General features: G+C 41.2%; 15 protein-coding genes and 3 pseudogenes. 11 read left to right on the forward strand and 7 right to left on the reverse strand.

Annotated elements, in window-relative coordinates; all coding sequences use genetic code 11:
- Nucleotide 1 precedes the first annotated feature (1 nt).
- Together BAZ21_RS12870 and BAZ21_RS29615 are read left to right on the forward strand one after the other, a co-directional pair.
- Nucleotides 2-907 (forward strand): EamA family transporter, encoded by a 906-nt coding sequence (locus BAZ21_RS12870; protein ID WP_068500973.1) that lies wholly within the window; start codon nucleotides 2-4, stop codon nucleotides 905-907.
- A 21-nt stretch (nucleotides 908-928) separates the two neighbouring features.
- Nucleotides 929-1,081 (forward strand): annotated as a pseudogene (locus BAZ21_RS29615) (MBL fold metallo-hydrolase); the annotation flags it as partial.
- Between the two features lie 151 nt (nucleotides 1,082-1,232).
- Here the strand turns inward: BAZ21_RS29615 and BAZ21_RS12875 are convergent.
- The 3 genes from BAZ21_RS12875 to BAZ21_RS12885 all read right to left on the reverse strand — a co-directional run bounded on the left by BAZ21_RS12875 (nucleotide 1,233) and on the right by BAZ21_RS12885 (nucleotide 6,531).
- Complete coding sequence (locus BAZ21_RS12875) at nucleotides 1,233-1,895, reverse strand: TetR/AcrR family transcriptional regulator (protein ID WP_068500976.1); 663 nt, start codon at nucleotides 1,893-1,895, stop codon at nucleotides 1,233-1,235.
- A gap of 240 nt (nucleotides 1,896-2,135) precedes the next feature.
- Complete coding sequence (locus BAZ21_RS12880; protein ID WP_068500980.1) at nucleotides 2,136-2,576, reverse strand: nuclear transport factor 2 family protein; 441 nt, start codon at nucleotides 2,574-2,576, stop codon at nucleotides 2,136-2,138.
- A gap of 772 nt (nucleotides 2,577-3,348) precedes the next feature.
- Nucleotides 3,349-6,531, reverse strand: coding sequence for a sugar-binding domain-containing protein (locus tag BAZ21_RS12885; RefSeq protein WP_068500982.1), 3,183 nt, complete (start codon nucleotides 6,529-6,531; stop codon nucleotides 3,349-3,351).
- Between the two features lie 99 nt (nucleotides 6,532-6,630).
- Between BAZ21_RS12885 and BAZ21_RS12890 the strand changes: the two genes are divergently transcribed.
- On the forward strand, nucleotides 6,631-7,488 hold the full coding sequence (locus tag BAZ21_RS12890) for a helix-turn-helix domain-containing protein (protein ID WP_068500985.1): 858 nt from the start codon (nucleotides 6,631-6,633) through the stop codon (nucleotides 7,486-7,488).
- A 376-nt stretch (nucleotides 7,489-7,864) separates the two neighbouring features.
- On the opposite strand, the gene BAZ21_RS12900 is transcribed toward BAZ21_RS12890, so the two are convergent.
- Entirely contained in the window at nucleotides 7,865-8,410 is a 546-nt protein-coding gene (locus BAZ21_RS12900; RefSeq protein ID WP_068500990.1) for a TetR-like C-terminal domain-containing protein, read from the reverse strand.
- A gap of 188 nt (nucleotides 8,411-8,598) precedes the next feature.
- Here BAZ21_RS12900 and BAZ21_RS29385 point away from each other — a divergent pair, with 188 nt between their 5' ends.
- The 4 genes and pseudogenes from BAZ21_RS29385 (at nucleotide 8,599) to BAZ21_RS28980 (ending at nucleotide 10,010) form a co-directional block, all read left to right on the forward strand.
- A complete protein-coding gene (locus tag BAZ21_RS29385; protein ID WP_218061425.1) occupies nucleotides 8,599-8,997 on the forward strand; it encodes an alpha/beta hydrolase in 399 nt (132 codons plus the stop codon).
- A 151-nt stretch (nucleotides 8,998-9,148) separates the two neighbouring features.
- Nucleotides 9,149-9,379: an alpha/beta hydrolase gene (locus BAZ21_RS29390; RefSeq protein ID WP_218061426.1), complete on the forward strand. Its 231-nt coding sequence runs from the start codon at nucleotides 9,149-9,151 to the stop codon at nucleotides 9,377-9,379.
- Nucleotides 9,380-9,554: 175 nt separating this feature from the next.
- Nucleotides 9,555-9,662: pseudogene (locus BAZ21_RS27905) on the forward strand (SDR family NAD(P)-dependent oxidoreductase); the annotation flags it as partial.
- A 183-nt stretch (nucleotides 9,663-9,845) separates the two neighbouring features.
- Complete coding sequence (locus BAZ21_RS28980; RefSeq protein WP_176718149.1) at nucleotides 9,846-10,010, forward strand: hypothetical protein; 165 nt, start codon at nucleotides 9,846-9,848, stop codon at nucleotides 10,008-10,010.
- Between the two features lie 111 nt (nucleotides 10,011-10,121).
- Here BAZ21_RS28980 and BAZ21_RS12910 read toward each other — a convergent pair whose 3' ends face one another.
- Nucleotides 10,122-12,137, reverse strand: a complete 2,016-nt coding sequence (locus tag BAZ21_RS12910) for an oxidoreductase (RefSeq protein WP_068500997.1) — start codon at nucleotides 12,135-12,137, stop codon at nucleotides 10,122-10,124.
- 331 nt (nucleotides 12,138-12,468) lie between these two features.
- On the opposite strand from BAZ21_RS12910, the gene BAZ21_RS12915 reads away from it, so the two are divergent.
- Nucleotides 12,469-12,798 (forward strand): winged helix-turn-helix transcriptional regulator, encoded by a 330-nt coding sequence (locus BAZ21_RS12915; protein WP_068501000.1) that lies wholly within the window; start codon nucleotides 12,469-12,471, stop codon nucleotides 12,796-12,798.
- Between the two features lie 582 nt (nucleotides 12,799-13,380).
- Here BAZ21_RS12915 and ppsA read toward each other — a convergent pair.
- Nucleotides 13,381-15,993: a phosphoenolpyruvate synthase gene (gene ppsA / locus BAZ21_RS12920; RefSeq protein ID WP_068501003.1), complete on the reverse strand. Its 2,613-nt coding sequence runs from the start codon at nucleotides 15,991-15,993 to the stop codon at nucleotides 13,381-13,383.
- An 864-nt stretch (nucleotides 15,994-16,857) separates the two neighbouring features.
- On the opposite strand from ppsA, the gene BAZ21_RS12930 reads away from it, so the two are divergent.
- Together BAZ21_RS12930 and BAZ21_RS29620 are read left to right on the forward strand one after the other, a co-directional pair.
- Entirely contained in the window at nucleotides 16,858-17,349 is a 492-nt protein-coding gene (locus BAZ21_RS12930; RefSeq protein ID WP_068501011.1) for a phenolic acid decarboxylase, read from the forward strand.
- 38 nt (nucleotides 17,350-17,387) lie between these two features.
- Nucleotides 17,388-17,480: pseudogene (locus tag BAZ21_RS29620) on the forward strand (winged helix-turn-helix transcriptional regulator); the annotation flags it as partial.
- A gap of 56 nt (nucleotides 17,481-17,536) precedes the next feature.
- On the opposite strand, the gene BAZ21_RS30065 reads toward BAZ21_RS29620, so the two are convergent.
- On the reverse strand, nucleotides 17,537-17,881 hold the full coding sequence (locus tag BAZ21_RS30065; protein ID WP_305119267.1) for a DapH/DapD/GlmU-related protein: 345 nt from the start codon (nucleotides 17,879-17,881) through the stop codon (nucleotides 17,537-17,539).
- A gap of 32 nt (nucleotides 17,882-17,913) precedes the next feature.
- Between BAZ21_RS30065 and BAZ21_RS12940 the strand changes: the two genes are divergently transcribed.
- Nucleotides 17,914-18,705 carry a helix-turn-helix transcriptional regulator gene (locus BAZ21_RS12940; RefSeq protein WP_256020833.1) on the forward strand — a complete coding sequence of 264 codons (792 nt, stop codon included), beginning with the start codon at nucleotides 17,914-17,916 and terminating at the stop codon, nucleotides 18,703-18,705.
- Nucleotides 18,706-18,836: the final 131 nt, after the last annotated feature.

Consider the following 18,836-nt stretch of genomic DNA (forward strand, 5'->3'; position numbering starts at 1 on the left):
ACTGTGGCATTATGCATTCATTGTTTTCTTGGGAGGTTGCTGTTACGGGATATTGTCAACCTTTGTTAAGTTGGCGTACTCTGCAGGTTTTACAGTAACAGAGGTAACGGGTGCGCAATATTTGTTTGGTACAGTACTGAGTTGGATTGCGGTTTTATTTACGAAAAAGAAAAAATTAACTTATAAACAAACTTCAAAGCTAGTACTATCGGGAATTCCGTTTGGTTTGACAGGTCTATTTTATTATCAATCTTTACAAACCTTAAATGCTTCTCTGGCCATTGTTCTTTTATTCCAATTTGTTTGGGTTGGGACACTTTATGAGTGGGTATTCCAGAAGAGAAGGCCGACGAAGAAGAAACTTATATCCATCGGAGTACTTCTGATTGGTTCCGTTTTAGCTGCAAATGTCATGTTTCAGAAAAGTGTAACTCTTTCATGGCAAGGAACCATTTGGGGATTTTTAGCTGCGTTATCCTTTGCAATGTTCATTTTTCTGAGTGGCTCTGTTGAAAAAGGTACTCCACCTATATTAAAAAGCGCTCTTCTTTCTACCGGAGCTGTCATAACCGTTTTTGTCGTATTTCCGCCAACATTTTTGTTTAACTTTGATGTGTTAACAGGATTGAGTTCTTATGGATTGCTTCTTGGTGTATTTGGAGTTGTTCTTCCACCTCTCTTGTACTCCATTGGAATGCCTCATGTTGGATCAGGAATGGGTACCATTCTGACAGCTTCTGAACTGCCGATGGCGATTTTAATGTCCTCTCTGGTGCTAGGAGAACATGTAGGTTTACCTCAGTGGATTGGAGTCCTAATTATATTAGGAGGGATTGTTGGTAGCAACATCCGGCGTGGAGATTCGGAGCATCAATCTTTGAATATACAGAAGAGCACAACTTTTTAACAATACAATTCGTTAAAACCAAAGGCGAGCACGGAAGCAAAAATTATCGTTAGCCATATGGAAGCTGTAAATCACTGGGCATTATCGAGAAAAGAATTAAAAGGCTTCATTGAAGAAAAAGGAATCTCCTCTAATGTTTTAGTGCCCGATGATGGTGAATCCTATATATTTTAAGAAAACAAAAAAAGAAACTGGTGCAATGTTAAAGAACCCGGCTCAATAAAAAGCTGGGTTCTTCCTTGATTTGTCCGCAACAAAAAAAGCCGCTATTTCAGTAGCTTTACTTCATTTATGGTTTAAGCTTAAATCGTGCAGCTTTAAATGCTTAAAGTTCTTTGATTTCAATAGAATGTTCTAAGCAATACATTAGTTGATATAGGGAAGCGATATAAGTTTTTTTGAAATCAGGAGCGGTATAAATCGAACCAGATAACTTAATGGCTTCTTTTTGCAGTTCACTTAATTTAGTCATAGGATATAATCCAAAAGCCAGTGTAGTAGCAGCATAAATAAAGTTCATAATACTATCATTGCTTGCTTTTGGGAAAAGCTGGCTTACCAAGGATGTTATCGTGGAGTTAATTTCTATAGAACTTTTTTCAAATTCAGCAAGTGCTTCCAAGGAAACATTTTTTTCAATTGTTGTATAAAGAATAGCATGCAATTTAATTAACCGTTCATGCTCAATTAGTGTGTCCGTCCAAATTTCTCCAATCTCATAAATAGAGTATAGTTTGTTAATTTGAAAAGACTTACTTAGCGTTGAAATCCAGGACTTCAGATCCTTATTCAAAATCAATAGAAGAATTTCTTCTTTAGTTTTGAAATACTTATAAATATTAGGTCTTGTAAATTTAGTATATTCCGAAATCTTGGTGAAATTTAGTTCTTCATAACCTTCAGAGTCATAAATCATGGATGCTGCTTTAATAATTTCTTGAATTCTGTCTTGAATCTGGTCTTTAGATCTTGCTCGTTGGAAATTCATATTTCAAACCCCTCGATCAGAGATTTTTAAATTGGTATCACTCCCTCTTATTATAAACGATCAACAATTTATTGGCGAGTAGCCATAGCCTGTCATGTAATGAAGCAGAATGATTCAACGTCATGGGACCGACATTTAGTTTACACTCTGAATGAAATAATATTCATAAAAAAATGACGGGATCGTTTGTATAACGATCCCGTCATTTATAAACATTACATCATGAAATTGAATACTATATTAACCTTGCAATGGTCTTGCGTCAAAAATTATAAAGTTTGCAGTACGTTCCTTTATTAGCCAAGCTCCATTTTGACGTACATATACATCATCATATCTAACACTATAGTCAGTAATAACTTCTTTGCCATCTTCATCTCTCACCATTTTAATCTGGGAGAATACAACACCTGTTGCAGTATCTCCATCCACTTTCACAACGTGTTGTCCGTTAATGGAGAAATAACGTTTTACTTGTGAAGCATGGCTCGTGAAATCCTCACCCAATTGTTTGGTTCCTATAACCTCGGACAGTAAACGCTCACCTACGTAAACCGTATAGCGGCCATCAGGCGTAAATAAAAGCATTTGCTCCTCGATTTTTTTCTCATCTGTCAGATTTGCGTAAGCATCAACCAGTTCCCTTAATTCTAATTTGGCTTGTACAATTTCCAGTGACATGAAGTTGTCCTCCCTTGAATTTAAATTTCATTACGTAACTTAATATACAATATAAATTACATGACGTCAAATATTTTGTGTTATTTTTTGTTTGTGTTGTTTGTAGACATGATTTTATAATGTAGTCTCTAAGTCTCGTTATTATCGCAGTCTTTAACTTTTTTTCATAAATATTTGATATCATAATGCGGATTGCTGTGACCAATCTGTTTTCAAGCCATCATCCCTTCTTTTTCACATTCTTTCTCTTCATCATCCAACATTTGTTGAATAAATAAAACTTAATGATTATTATATGAAGTATATTGGCGAGTCCAATCGCTAATCTGGCGCATTTTGTTCAATATCCAACGTAAATCATGAAACTGTTAGATATTTTTTAAGGAGGGCTATGCAGATGGACATTAACATCGACAGAAGAATCGCCAAGACGAAGAATGCTAACGGAGAAACGATCAATCTAATCCAATCCTCCTTTTTGCCTGTCATTAATTATTTTAAAGAGAATCATTAATTTTATGCTTCCATGCTTTCGAATAAAGGAGTTCCTGCGCTGACATGTAAACCGTGCACCCATTCGACTCAAATTAAAGATTAATACATAAATCGTTTTTCATTCACCTCCCCTGAGAAAAAGTCGACACCAAAGCGGTGACGTTCTTTTTCTCAAAAACATATTTTGTTTTTTTTCGGAATTCTTTCGAGACACCAGGCTCATTCCCCACACTTGCAGCCCGCCATTGCATACACCAGGATTTTCATTTCTAGGTATTTAACTGCCGTACACCTCAAACGCATAATGTCCCGCCCTAACTCCTTTTGGCAATCCGTTGTATACGATTCTCACATACCGCCCCTTCGTTTCAAAGCGATCAATACGTGTTTGCTCATTTGATGTCTGTCCAGTCTGGTTCGATACGACGCTCCATTCGATTTCATCACTTGAAACCTGAATCACATAAAGGAAGTTACCTCCCTGATGAAACTTTACTTTGGTTCCCGTGATGGAACGTTCTTTCATCAAATCCACCTGCCACCAGTGGCCTGGAAGATCGTCCTTTGCCAGCCAGTACGTCTGATCGATGCCGTCATTTCCGTTCATAGCATCATGGTTGCCATCGCTTACGCTATCGCTTGATGCTATTTTCCCGTCGGCAAGCTCATACTCCGGAAAGGATCTGGGGGCTCCTGTTACAGCAGGGGGCGCTTTCTTCTCGAGCAATTGGCGAAGCTCATGCATGTCCATAGACTCTTTGGGGGCAAAAGAATCCGAGGACATATAGCCTAATAAGCTTCTGCGGAGTTGCGTTGCGACAGGCCGACTGTCCAAATCATCCTCAATATCGATTCCGCAGATAATTAGCTTGCCCTTCCCGATGTTATATTCCGCAAGGTTCGTCAGTTTTCGGTTGTGATAAAAATTGGGTATGACCTGAACGATCGGGTTGAAAGGCAAATCATCGTTAACCTCAAGCGATACGGACCGATCTAGCAGGTCCTTCCATGGATATTCTGCGTATTCCTTGGTCGGGAAGTCGTTCAATGCCGGGTGAGCAGGTTGAACGATAATGCCGCACGGATCTTCAGTCGCAAAGTGCACCGGACTCCAAAATACCGGATAGAACTTCCCAGGGGTCGCGTTTCTTAATTCACCATCCTTGGCCAGAAATAGGACGCGTCCTCCCTCCACCAGGCTTTGCTCCATTTCTTCGTCCAGACTTCGTTTCACCATAATTCCCCGAGGAGGTTCCAGCTCCTTCCCGATGCATTCGTAAACCCAGAACGTCCATTCGTTTCGTACTTCGCTACCCGCTAATTCCAATGATACCGTCAATCTGTCACTTTTCTGAATTCGATGTGGTGCGTGCGACACCAAGCGGCCTAATGGTTGACCTGAACCAAGAGGAATTGTGTCTGTCTGTAGAGAACCTTGATCGAGGATGCGACCTTCTCCATCCTGAATTGTCCATTGGATGGAGGAAGGCGGAATATCCCTTGCAGCGAAATGGGCAATGCTTATCTCTGCCGTAAACAACTCGGCGTTCATGTAAATCCGTTTGGGCATTCGAAGCAGCAGCACGGTTGGTCCGCAAAATTCTCGGAATTTATGGGGTTCGATCAAGCCCTTCGATTCCCAGAATGCATTGAGGATGCCCACAGTAGCGGTGCTCTGACCAGGGAAATCGTGCAAATCCAGCAATTGAAATCCTCCAAGACTCGGCGTACGCAGTGCGGCTTCGATCTCATCGCGATATAATTGCAGCGCAAGCATCCCCGTACCGTGGACGAATTGAGGAAGGTCTCCTAGCAGGCCCCGTTTTTTCATATCTGCGTGGATGACCTCCAGATTGACTGGACGTAATGTTCCGCTGTACTTCTCCACTTCTCGCACGTCCGGGTATACAGCATATTGTCCCACTTCATGAGATATAACGGGTACAGGTCGCTTGGCTACAGCGTCTCGGAAGTCAAGTAGAGTAGATCCGGCGAATTCTTCAGGGAAATATTGTCCACGAACACCAATACCATCGACCGATTGGGCGATGAAAAGGTCATCCGCCAAGTCAAGCTGCCGATCCCAGTTCGTGGTAAGCGTGTATAACCGCCTGTCATCGAGCGATTTCAAGTCGTCTACCATCCAATGCAGCAGATCAAAGTCTCCGTTCAGTTCATTTCCGTTACTGTAAATGCAAAACGAGGGATGATTCCCGTAGATATGCGTGATTCGGCGAGCCTCCTGAGGCAAGTAAGCGTAGTGCTCGGAATGCTTCCCAACAGCCATATTCCACGTATCCATCCACATGGGACATTCGACTTGCAGGTAGAACCCCAATCGATCGGCAGCTTCGAATGCCGCTTCGGGTGGGCACCAGGAGTGAAAACGGATATGGTTCAATCCATAGTCCTTTGCGGTCCGAAGCAGCTTTAGCCATGATTCAATGTCCATCGGAGGATAACCTGTCAGCGGAAAAATGCAGCATTCCAGGGTGCCTCGCAAAAAGACCGCCCTTCCATTAATTTGCAATGTTCTTCCCTTTCCATAAAAGCACCGCAATCCAAATGTCCGATTTTCCGCAATTCGAATCTGTTTATGTTCTCCAAGAAAAATGTTTCCTTCCATCCACATCTCATAGATATTGGGGTTGAATTCGTCCCATAACAAGGGATTTTCACCCATAACATATTCCCATTCAAAGTTTTCGGAGGATGAAGCGGAGACATGTATTCTTTTTTGCATCTCAGGCCCTTCATGTGGAGCTAATCCATGTTTGATGTATACGGATATTCGCAAATTTGCATGAGCTTCGGCATCTGTTGCATTATGACATGTGCCCCTCACTACAACTGAGCGTAGATCCGATCGAGGGAAAATCTGTACATTATTGATCCAGAACGGCTCTAAGGCATGAAGCTCAATTCGGCCAATGATCCCGTTCCATATCGTTTGAGTTTCTTCCGTATAAGCGCTCGAATGATTGCCCAGATTCTGAACGTCACGATTATCGATCCGGATGGTGAACCGGTTCTTCTTCCCAGGCTGAATCAATGAGCTCACGTCATATTCGTGTGGCACCGACAAACTGTCTTGCTGTCCGGCAAGCTGACCGTTTACCCACAAGGTGGATTGGAACATCACGCGTTCAAGAAAAATTGTAAAACGTTTTTCTGCCCATTCAGCAGGCACGTTTGTTTCGTATTCGTACCATGCTGATCCAATATAAGAATGACGCTGACGCAGATACCGGATGGACTCTCGATCCATCCCTTCGCCCCATTCCTGGGTTTCTCCAATCCCATTGTCTGACAGTGTACCAGGGAGTGTTACCAGGCCCTTCGATCCGGAAACAAAGGACTCGTACCAATGTTCGGTTTCGCCGACATCCTGAGGATCCAGTGCGTATTTCCACTTCCCTACAAGTTGAAGTATTCTCCTACCCTGCTGTTGATTCGACATGCAGTTCACTCCTTATACCAAGTGATATTAAACGCTTTCATATTATGTGGTTCTCGTATATTATTTTAGAATAAGGAGAGCAACGAAAGGAATGAGGATATGGCTAACAACCCTGACGATCCTGCTATGTTTTCTGTGCAACAGCAATACACGCATCCTCCCGGTATTCTCGTATCCGACCATTATATTCAACCCTATGGTTACACCTGTTACCGTCCGCAAGGAACCAAAGATTGGCTAATCATATATACTTTATCGGGAAAAGGAAGTATCAATAATGGAGGTAGAGGATATCTAAGCTGTACAGCGGGGACTTTGACCCTTTTATCTCCCGGATCCGTGCAGGAATACTTCACCGATGAAGGGCATGTTTGGGAAAAATTGTGGGCTCACTTCATCCCCCGTCTAACCTGGATGGACTGGATACCGTCCAGCAACACGGATGGGCCCATTTTTCACCTCCACATCGACAATGAGAGTTCCCGGAGAGTCATTGAATCAGCCTTTTGGAGAGTTATCTCCTACAGGCTAAATGGGGATTCCATTTTGTGGGATGAGCTGACATTAAACGCGCTAGAAGAAGTGATTCTGTTGGTCGCCAGTCAAAATAAAGTCAATAAAAAACTGGATTCGCGCGTTCAAGAAGTGCTGGATATCGTATCTTGGTATTACATGGAAAATATCCTTATCGAGGAACTTGCCAACAAGGTGTGTTTATCCCCGTCCCGGCTGTCTCATTTGTTCAGGGAACAGGTCGGAGATTCCATCATGGAAACGTTGAAGAAACATCGATTGAAACAGGCAGAAAAATTACTTATGTATACCATGCGGCCCATTGCCGATATTGCTCTTGCCGTTGGTTTCAATTCGCCAGACTATTTCTCCCAGCAATTCTCCAGCTACTTCGGAGTCAATCCATCGAACTATCGGAAGAAATTTAGGGAAGGCTTGTATTGACTAAACATCGTCCCTGTAAATACGGCCAATACGAACAGGTGAAATTTTGGAACAACTTGTCTTGCAGAAACGGGCTATATACGAATATTTCCGGTTCACGCCCTCTTGAGCAAAATGTGTTTGTCGAACTCGGCAATAGCACCACGTTTTTGTCCTTTACGGTAAAGGCATGCACCAAGATTTTGTTCTTGGCACGGGACAAAAACTTGATGCTGTGTAACAAAAAGCTGCTGAAAATAACGACGTTGATACTAAGTTCTTGTCTTGCAAACACCTATTATGCGCCTCTACTCACATACAACATTTTTGTTGAAGATAAAGGAAATATTATTCTCCTCTATTCTTAAGAAATTTGAGAGTTTTTGCCGCGTTAAATTTATATAATCCTTTCTAATAAATCCCCCACTTTTTCTGCCATTTCCTTTGGTGGATAAGGCATCCCGTTTTTTAGCCACCATTCCACTACGCCCACGTAAGCATTTGCAACAAATTCGATAACTACATCTTCATTTTGACCGAGATTTTTGCCTTTTGTTACATCTACGTCTTTTTTGAATTCTTCGATATTATGTTGGACAAACCGGCTGCGAAAATATGGAGCTCCTTCACTCGCCAACATCGTCGAAAAAAATAAATAATTATTTTCAAGATATTCCATGCAGTGTACAGTCGATTCAATCCATTCCAACTCAGCTTCCAACTCACAAAGATTAGCCATGTTATGAATATGTTCTTCTATGATCTTGTCCAACAGATCAAATTTATCCAAGTAATGTAGATAAACAGTTGCACGGTTAATATTAGCCCTGTCAGAAATATCCTGAATAGTAATGGTATCGAAATTTTTTTCTGACATCAATTCGAGAAATGCTTTTTTTATTGCTTCTTGAGTTCTCACAATTCTTCTATCCACTTTTACCATGTTATGAACACCATACCTTCCTTGAGATAGTCGACAATTTTTGTTTATCTGTTGTGTAAACAACAAATTCGGTTGAATTAACGATTTCTATGCCTTGCATTGCTTATATTTAGGCTATAAATTATAGACAGATGTCGCGAAAACATCAATCGTAGTTTATATTTTGCATAAAAGGAGGTTATTCAAATATGTCAAATTATATTTTCGAGTTAAGCGATAAGGTAACAAGAAGATCAGTTTTATACAATAATCGGTTTGGAATCAAACTTGCGGCGGATCTCTACTTGCCGAAAGACTTTGATGAGTCAAAAAGACATGCAGCCGTAATTATAGGTGCTCCCTATGGTGGTGTTAAAGAACAAGGTTCGGGTATTTATGCTCAGAACATGGCAGAGCGTGGTTTCGTGGCTCTTGCATTTGACCCATCATACAACGGATACAGTGGCGGAGAGCCACGGCACCTTTCTTCGCCTGATCTATTCGTAGAAGATTTCAGTGCAGCTGTTGATTATGTAGGTTACCGAAGAGAAGCGCAACAGCATACTCGATGCAATTGCCGAGCAGCGCTACGCGGAGTTTGCGGGTAACCCTCCAACGCTGACCGATCGAGGAGCCCCTATTGGATTTGATGAAAATACAGACTCCATTGGGCGCGAGTTTGGTGAGTTCTATTCTACGCCTCGCGGATACCACCCAAACTCAATTACTCAATTTACCGTAACAAGCAGCATGTCATTTATGAACTTTCCTCTGCTTACGTACATTAAATCGATTTCACCACGACCAATTTTGTTTATTATAGGCGAGCATGCTCATTCGCGTTACTTTAGTGAAGATGCTTACGAAATGGCGGCAGAACCAAAAGAGCTGCATACCGTTCCCAATGCGGGACACGTAGATCTTTACGACAAAACGGATGTGATCCCATTTGATAAGTTGGAAGCATTCTTTAACGAGAATTTGAAGTAACAATCGATTTAACGTAAAAGTAAGGAATTGAGAGTGGATAGACATCATTAAAAGTAACTTATGAATGGGTACAATAATACAACAATCTTAGTAAAACTTATACTTGACTAAGGTTTTAGCCATGACACTAACTTTAAAATACCATCAATATATTTTTGAAAGGACGAAAAACAAAATGGCAATTGAAAATAAAGTGGTAATAATTACAGGCGCAAGTTCAGGAATCGGGGAAGCTACCGTAAAGTTGTTAGCTGAGAAAGGCGCAAAGCTTATACTTGGTGCAAACGGGTGAGGCTCACGCTATTGCCACGGCTAAAACCTATAATCAGCTTAAACCAACTTTTACCGGTTCAGGATCCTTGACACTTTTCCCAGGGACCGATTTGTATCATGCTGCCCAGAGGGGAGAATTTGCGGAATCCACTGAATTAGAGCGAACAAAAGAATTAAAACTTTTATCGAGCATTTGGATACGGACACTTATATATTGTCTCACCATACGGCTTCTGTATCCATCGAAGGAAAGTTCCCTGAGAATAAACAAAAAATGCTGGATGACTTGCAGTATGCCATTGACCATTTCGATGAGGAAGGCCGCAGAAGCAAAAGAACCAGCACAAGAACGTTATAGTAACAACCTCCGTTTTAGTTCTCTCTAACAAGAAAACACCCCTCGTTACTTAAGTGAATGACGTATATTCACTCAACAATGTGGGGTGTTTTTACCTGTAATTACTACTGTTTATATAGCCTTTCCTATGGCATACCCGTCACGAACAGCATACTGTATATTGGTCGGCATTTTGGAATCGCCAATGTTCCAGACCTTGACGGGCAGTTCTTCATTAATCATGTTATACAAAGAATCATTGGAGACAAACCCCGCCGAGATAATGACCGTATCCGCCTCAAGCGTTTCCGTTCCATCCGGAGTTTGTAATGTTACGTATTTACCTGCAACACTTTCAACTTTGGAGTTAAGCTTCACATCAACTTTATTGTACGTTACCATATCAATCATCATCAGTCTATTGGGAATCGGGATCTGCTCTACTCCGCCTGCCATAAGCTCTCCCAACATTTCAACGATGGTGACCTGTTTCCCTTTTTGCTGCAGCCACACGGCAAGCTCACAGCCCACCTGTCCTCCGCCAATCACTACACACTTCTCACCCGCTTCTTTCTTGCCAAGAAGAATGTCAATGGCTGTTACGGCTTCATCCCGATTTAAATCTTTAATAGGTGGTATTCTTGGAGTAGCCCCAGCTGCGATGACGATCTCGTCGGCATGCAATGCTCTGACTTTGTCCATATCCATCTTACTGTTGAAATGGACATTAACCCCTAATTGTTTCAGGCTTCTTTCATACCATTCCAGTAAGCGCCGATCCGCATCTTTAAAGTCCGGAACTGCAGCTGCAATAATCGCCCCGCCTAATTTATCCTCTTTCTCAAACAAATCCACATGATGTCCTCTCATTTTGGCCACTCTTGCAGTTTCCATCCCGGCTATTCCACCGCCGATGATGGCAATTGATTTTTTTTCTAAAGCAGGAATAACAGGATCGGATTTTTCATAAAACAAAGCCGGGTTCACCGCACAGGTTAGAGGCTCTCCGGAAAAAATCCGCCCAATGCATCCTGTTTCGCACCCGATACACGGGCGAATGTCATCATCCCTCCCGGCCTTGGCTTTATTGGCCCATTCCGCATCTGCAAGCATTGATCTGCCTATAGCCACCGCATCAATCATTCCTGATTTAATTGCCTCATTGGCCAAATCGGGTGTTGTTATTTTCCCAGGACAAATCACCGGAATATGAACTGCTTCACGGATTTTTTGGGCATCTTCAAGCCATAATCCATCCTTTTGATACATAGGGGGATACAGCCAGTAAAAGGAATCATATGATCCATTGCCTATTAATACTGCGTCTGCACCAACGGCTTCAATTTGCTTGGTTAATGCAATGGTTTCTTCAATATCACGGCCAACCTCTTTAAAAACTTCTCCCGGCAATGCTCCTTGCCTGATTCCTTTCATGTAATGCTTCGGTGTTACCCGAACAGAGATAGGGAAATTTTCTCCACAAGCGTATTTGATCCCTTTGATCGTATCGACAATCATTTTAATTTGTCCATTCTGCTCAAAACCATATTCATCTGTTCTCAGATTAAATACTTTGGTTGCGTACTGGTCTGTAAGATATCCACCATAAATCCCTGCAATGTCAATCCCATCGGCACCGGACCTTTTAACCAGAACTGCGGCTTCAATAAGGGATGCTACAATACGCTTGTGTTCATCACTGGTAGTTTCTCGGCACATAATTGAAGGATCCCAGCGATTGGGGATGGCGGACGGGGCAACAGGGGTATTATTCATAATCGGGTCCATCGCATCAGGAAACATCACCCGTCCAGCCCCCATGCCAACCTGAACAAACAGTTTGGTATCATACGCATGGACTTTGTCAGCCAATTTTTTGGTTTGGCTTAAAAATGCATCTGGATGCTTAAATGGGGTATGCGTAATCGGACTCAATTCCAAATCAACATCCGGAACATTGCCGCCTGTAATAATCAGGCCTGCTCCACCTTTAGCGCGTTCCTCGTAGTAATCAATCGCAACATCGCTTATTGTGCCATTATCATTCATACGGCCTGTCAGATGCATAGGAGACATAACCACCCGGTTTTTAATTCTGCATCTGCCAATATTAAAGGGTTTAAACAAATCTGGATACTTTAAAGTCATTTAAATTCCTCCCTGTGTGTGAAACTCTCTTTGCTTGTGATAAATAGTCAAATTAACAGCAGAAAAATATTGTGACCATTTTCACATTCAATAAAATCACAAACCTCTTACTTACGACAAAAGCGTAGCCCCTACACTTCAGATGCACAAGTACTACCCTTTTTCGTATATACTACCCTTAATGATAGTAATGTGATTCTACCGCATTATTGCTTGCCAGTATAATGTCTCATATTCTTATTTATATATTGTAATGTTATAATTTTTATTATCAGGTACACGTATTTAAGGCTGTACATTTAAAAAAACATACTATAGGAGACCTGTTTTTATGGAAAAAGAACAATCGATAAATAACCCATGCAGCATGAACACCCTCCAAAAAATAATAGGCGGCAAATGGAAGATTATCATCCTGTGGTTACTAAGCTCCGGGACAAGAAGATTCGGAGAACTAAACAGGGAAATTGATGACATCACTCAGGCCATGTTAACCAAACAATTGCGAGAGCTTGAGGCTGATGGCCTTGTTGAGCGGCATGTCTATCCTGAAGTACCCCCTAAGGTTGAATATTCATTAACCAAGCTTGGAGAAAAGTTCATTCCCATCCTGAGCGGATTGTATAATTGGAGCGAAGAAAATCTTGAACTTCGTAATTAATGGTAGAAAGACAAAGCCTCACGTATATTTTCTAATCAAAAGAATCTGCTGCTACTCCAAACAGGAGAGCTGCAGATTCTTGAAATCAAACCAGGCTTACTTAGAATCAACGGATCTGTAAATCATTGAGATAATGGCTTGACCATTTCTCTCAAAAGGTCGCCCCTTTCATAATCGATTTCCAACTTCATAGAGCGTCTTGATGCAGTAATTTTTTCATTCCTCCCTCGATTTGTGCAAAAATGGCTTTCGCAAGATATTATGGCATAATCCAAGCAATAAGGCATCCCTACACTCAGACACATACTGCTGGGTATCCTTTAAATGAAGCTGCACTTTTTATGTATATCAGTAATGTGAGGATATCAGTTATTAGGTTTGACCTTGTGTTTTTTCGATCATCAAATAAATAAGTTCTTAAAGTACAACCCCCAAATTAAAATCATTTGATTTCTTTTTGGGGATTACCTAACTAAGATGGCTAGATAAAAGGACGAACAGGGTAACCGTCCTTTTATCCATGACAGGTTGCATTTAATGCCGTTCATTATGACAAAGGCTCTTACTTGACGTATTCAGCCATTACAATATTTCGATATACCCTTCTGTTCCATGAACGCGAATTCGTTGCCCATCTTTTATCAGTTTGGTAGCATTCTCCACTCCGACAACTGCTGGCAACCCATATTCACGTGCGATAACTGCTCCATGGGTCATCAATCCACCAACTTCAGTGACCAGGCCTTTAATGGATACAAACAATGATGTCCATCCAGGGTCAGTAAAGGAGGTGACTAATATATCTCCATCTTCCAGATCAGCATCTTCCATGTTTAAGATGACACGTGCTCGTCCCTCTATAACTCCGGAAGAAACAGGTAGACCTACAATAGCTTCGGCTGGCAGATTTTCTCGTTTGTACTCACCCGCAATGATTTCACCATCAGACGTGATTACACGTGGGGGAGTTAGTTTTTCATATAATTTGTAATCGTCTTTTCGTTTACTGATGATCTGATAATCCAGTTTATTTGTGCGTACGACTTCGTGAAGTTCTTCAAAAGTGAGATAGTATATATCTTCTTTTTCATGAATAACGCTAGCTTGTACGAGTTGTTCGGCTTCTTTCAGTAAAGCCTGCTTATAAACGAAGTAGCGATTAATCATGCCGTATTTTGGATATTCACGATAACCGATGAAATTCCGGATTAAGCTGATCACTCGTTTTGTTTCTTCTGCTTTTTGTTCACCATCCGGTAATTGCTTCAATCGATCTAATAACTCTTGTTCTTTTTCTAAAGCTTCCTGTCGCCCTTGCTCAAATTTCCGATTGCCAGCATTAGGCTCAAAGTTTTTGATATTACTGAGAATCATGGGGACAAGTGTAATTGGTTTTTCACTCCAACGAGTTCTCGAAATATCGATTTCACCGGCACATCGCATTCCGTATTTGTTGAGATAAGCATAGATAGCGTCTTGAGTTTCCTGTCCACCATCAAACTTAACCAGTTCATCCAAAAAATTATCATCTTTTACATGTTGTAAATAAGCAATGACTTCTGGATAAGGACGAATCACATCTGCGACATCCAATAGCGCCAGACCCATTTCCGAAGTAATGTTGTTTGGTACAGATTGAGAAAGCGTATCTGCTGCGTTTTTTTCACCTAACCACTCGTACATTTTTTCATTGATCCATGACGAAGCATTCATAGCAGTCATAAAAACCTTTGAACTTTGTGGGTCAAATAAGATCTTCTTTAATTCCTGGAGATCTTCCAGAATAAAATCAAATAAATCTGCTCCTGATTTCGTTTGGATGTTTTGTTTTAATTCTTCTATCGATGTTTGACTGTTCTTAATCAAATCAGAAACGATTGCCGGATCGTTTTCGATTTGTGCTTGAAAACCTGCAGACGACAACCCTTTACTGCTATTACCGGGACTCAGTTCTTTTCTATCATCTGGTAACGATTTAATAAAATCTCGCTCTATTAGGGTCATAAATGCGTCTTTTATGAGCGGATCGTTTTTTCCCAGGGTATTTAAGAAAGTTTCTCTGCTGACAGGTGAAGCCAGCATATGTGTAACATCAACAAACAACCTTCCACCGGCTTTACGCATGGGTGCAGGAGTTATTAACAGGTAAAAAGACAATCCCAGTGGTTTCATGGGATCCGTCATCATTTGTTGGTGACCGACAGATACGTAAACGTGATTTTCTTGATCATTTACTTCAGGGATCGGGTATAAAGTCGTGATTGGCCGACTCTGGACAATATAAAATGTATCATCAACCAAACACCATTCGATATCTTGCGGGTAACCAAAATAAGCTTCGATCTGTCTTCCGATGCGTGCCAGTTGCAAAATTTGTTGTTCAGTAAGTGTTTGAGTCTTTTGCTGACCAGGATCGATCTGCTTTGTCTCTGTTCCGCCTTCTTTTCGTCCGTAGATAGCTATTTTTTTGGTTGCTATCCTCTTATCGACGATTTCCCCTTCCTGTACTTTATAACAATCGGCAGATACCAAGCCAGAGACCAGCGCTTCTCCAAGTCCAAAACTGGCATCAATTGATAGCAGCTTTCGGTTGGAAGTAATCGGATCAGCGCTAAATAAAATCCCCGAAGCCTGTGGGAAAACCATCCTTTGAACGATAACGGACAAATAAACCTGACTGTGGTCAAATCCATTTTGCATACGGTAGATTACCGCACGGTCCGTAAATAGGGAAGCCCAACATTTGCTGATATGCTGCAAGATTGCTTCTTTGCCGGTGATATTTAAATAGGTGTCTTGTTGACCAGCAAAAGAGGCATGTGGCAAATCTTCAGCAGTCGCACTAGAACGTACTGCATAAGCATGTTCCTCTCCAAACCGGGAGAGATAGTGAGTAACTGCTTGCACAACATCGGAAGGAATATCTACTTCTATAATGATTTGTCGAATCTTCCTGCTAATTTCACCAATTTGATCTCGATCTCCTACTTTTAGCATGGTTAGTTGATCCAACAAAGCATGATACGTTTCGTTTTGCTCGATGGCTTTTTGATATCCCACTGTTGTAACACAAAATCCTTCTGGTACATGTATTCCTTCAATTTTTGATAATTCCCCTAAATTTAACCCTTTTCCGCCAACAAGTAAAAGCTGCGTTTTTTCCATTTCCTGAAAACCGAGAACCAAAGAACTCATTCAATATCTCTCCTAACCATTAAATTGAGAAAAAACATTTGACAAGAGTTTGCCGGCATGGTAAACTTAAATTGTAAGATGTAATAATTATGTCCACGAAATTTATAAAAGTCGTAATCTGATTATATCATCATGTCTGTTTTATATGCAATATAAAAGAACCTGATAAAACCATTCAGGTTCTTTTTTGATTTCCCGCTATCATTAGTCACATCAAAAACCATGGTTCGACCGAAGTCCGTCACTGCATAGTTCCTAGCGGTCCTATGCAGCCTAAGGAAATCCTGAAGTTGCGTCGGGTTCTTATTGAGTATCACCATACGTCACATTCGGTAAGAAGTTGGCTATAATTACGTTCTTATATCCTGTTGTTAATCCAAACCCCAAAAGCCCCTCTTCATGTTGATGAATGAGGGGCTGCCTTTTAGTCGTTTTATCCTTCGAAAGATAAAAGAACAATCGATTTTATTGGACTAGTGCTTATGCGGATCAGGTACTCCCATCTGAGCATGATTTCTGCATATGTCAGTCTCCGCCAAAATCATTATCTCATAGTTTTTTATGAAATCACATCGATTCTAAATTTTCCACTCTTTTCAACCAATCCGTAAACGTAAGCTTTAGCTAGACATTCCCTAATTAATATAGTCGCCTATTTGACCTCACTCTTCAATATACTCGTTTTACATATCTCAATATACGTTTCAACGTAGCTTTCCACGCCGTAGGGTATTTGACACTAGTATATCACAGTGCTAAAATTCGAATGTAAAATAAAACATGTTTATATTTACATATTTTATTTTTCTATTTATTTCATGTCCCATTCAATTCAAAATCATAATAAGGAAAGAAGGATCTACGATGGACAAGTTTATCGGTAGCCACATAATCTACACGTATGAGAATGGTTGGGAATACGAAATTTACATTAAGAATGAAGATACGATTGATTACCGCATTCATAGTGGTATGGTAGACGGGCGCTGGGTACGTGACCAGAAGGTGAGTTTGGTGAAATTAGTGGAGAATGTATATAAAGTATCGTGGACCGAACCGACGGGTACTGACGTTTCTCTAAACTTTATGCTTGAGGAGAAACGTACGCACGGTGTTGCTTTCTTCCCCAAATGGGTACATGAGCATCCCGAAATTACGGTGCGCTATCAAAATGATTTTATTCCACTGATGGAAGAATCGCGTGAAAAGTATGAAACCTATCCGAAATATGTAATTTCTGAATTCTCAGAGATTACCTTCATTGAAAATGCGGGCGTAAACAACGAAAAATTGATTTCCCAAGCACCTTACGCTGGTATGACGGATGATATCCGTGCGGGTAAGCTGCAAGCCTGATCAAATGTTAAATGTAAAGCCTGGGCCTGTGATAAAACAGCTCCAGGCTCGGTGAATTGAAGAAGTTGATCCCTCATACTACGCAAAAAATGCTGACCAATCAGCTGCGCGAGCTGGAGGAAGATAAGATTACGACTGGAAATTGGCCGCCGGGAAAATGCTTCTCACCTTCACAATAAATATTACATTACCACTCAACCTGATCGAAACGCATGTTTTTGTAGTAATATACTCTGTCATGATCTGTGATTTCACGGAGAACCTTGCACGGATTCCCTACTGCAATGACATTGGCAGGGATATCCTTGGTAACCACGCTTCCAGCACCAATGACACTGCCCTTTCCGATCGTGACACCTGGTAAAATAATTGCAGCGCTGCCAATCCACGCCCCATCCTCTATGACCACTGGCAGTGCAAACATTCCGCCTTCTTTACGCAATTCTGGGTGTACCGGATGGCTGGTCACAGCTATAGTTACATTAGGACCAAACATCACATCGTCTCCAATCGTAACCTTATAATCATCCACAACGGTAAATATTCTCTGATTTATCTGAACGCTTGAATTATAACCTTCGCCATTGGCACCCGGACGTGGAGTTCATTTTAGTTCTTGAAGGATCGATGGCTTATTTTGTAAACGGAAAAACGATGCATATAGATAAGGGCGAGGGGATTTTCGTCAATAGCAATCGCCTGCATTATGGTTTTTCTGAAGATCTGATCGATTGTTCTTATATTGTAGTCGTCATCCATCCCTCACTTCTTGGTGAAGGATCATCCCTGGTAAGAACGTATTGGGAGGAAAAGTTCGGGGCAAATATAGATGACTTTTTATTGCTCACAGACCAAATTGCCTGGCAACGAGAGGTATTGATTTCCCTGAGAGAGATATACGATGAAATGCACAACTGCAATACACGCAATCCACTTCGTCTATTATCACAGGCTATATCCCTATGCGCCTGCATGGGAGATCACGTACAAAAAAAATCCGGGCATCTTGAAGACTCCCATTTGTGGACAAATGTTTGGAAGATGACCGGGTTCATCCATCAGCACTATGAGCTCAAAATAACTCTTGATGATATTGCAGCAGCAGGCACCGTTTGCAGGAGCCAATGCTGTAAATTGTTTAATAAGTACGTAGGTCAAACACCCAACACTTATTTAACACGGTATCGCATTCAAAAAAGTTGTGAGATGTTAAAGGAAACCAATCGTTCGATATGCGAAATCGCTATGGCCTGCGGTTTTCAAAGCGCAAGTTATTTTTCATCTATTTTCCGCAAAGAAATAGGGTTGGTTCCGCAGGATTACCGTAAACAAACTCTCCAGAGCAGCATTAATTAAATCTATTTTCACGAAATAATTACTTGTTATAGCGAACCTTCAACCACGCATTCCCAGTGGTTGGTAGCTGGGGGATATTCGCCTAAGAAGGGCGCTTTTCCCCGGCTTAGGCGATTTAATCTTGCCAATTG

Origin of the sequence: Paenibacillus kribbensis (assembly GCF_001705305.1) — a bacterium.
Lineage (GTDB): Bacteria > Bacillota > Bacilli > Paenibacillales > Paenibacillaceae > Paenibacillus > Paenibacillus kribbensis_B.

Excerpts from the sequence above, each read along its gene's own strand:
- BAZ21_RS12875 (WP_068500976.1), bottom strand. The coding sequence starts at position 1,895 with ATGAATTTCCAACGAGCAAGATCTAAAGACCAGATTCAAGACAGAATT.
- BAZ21_RS12885 (WP_068500982.1), bottom strand. The coding sequence starts at position 6,531 with ATGTCGAATCAACAGCAGGGTAGGAGAATACTTCAACTTGTAGGGAAG.
- BAZ21_RS12910 (WP_068500997.1), bottom strand. The coding sequence starts at position 12,137 with ATGACTTTAAAGTATCCAGATTTGTTTAAACCCTTTAATATTGGCAGA.
- BAZ21_RS29385 (WP_218061425.1), top strand. The coding sequence starts at position 8,599 with ATGTCAAATTATATTTTCGAGTTAAGCGATAAGGTAACAAGAAGATCA.
- BAZ21_RS12880 (WP_068500980.1), bottom strand. The coding sequence starts at position 2,576 with ATGTCACTGGAAATTGTACAAGCCAAATTAGAATTAAGGGAACTGGTT.
- BAZ21_RS29390 (WP_218061426.1), top strand. The coding sequence starts at position 9,149 with ATGAACTTTCCTCTGCTTACGTACATTAAATCGATTTCACCACGACCA.
- BAZ21_RS12930 (WP_068501011.1), top strand. The coding sequence starts at position 16,858 with ATGGACAAGTTTATCGGTAGCCACATAATCTACACGTATGAGAATGGT.
- BAZ21_RS12890 (WP_068500985.1), top strand. The coding sequence starts at position 6,631 with ATGGCTAACAACCCTGACGATCCTGCTATGTTTTCTGTGCAACAGCAA.
- BAZ21_RS12900 (WP_068500990.1), bottom strand. The coding sequence starts at position 8,410 with ATGGTAAAAGTGGATAGAAGAATTGTGAGAACTCAAGAAGCAATAAAA.
- ppsA (WP_068501003.1), bottom strand. The coding sequence starts at position 15,993 with ATGAGTTCTTTGGTTCTCGGTTTTCAGGAAATGGAAAAAACGCAGCTT.
- BAZ21_RS12915 (WP_068501000.1), top strand. The coding sequence starts at position 12,469 with ATGGAAAAAGAACAATCGATAAATAACCCATGCAGCATGAACACCCTC.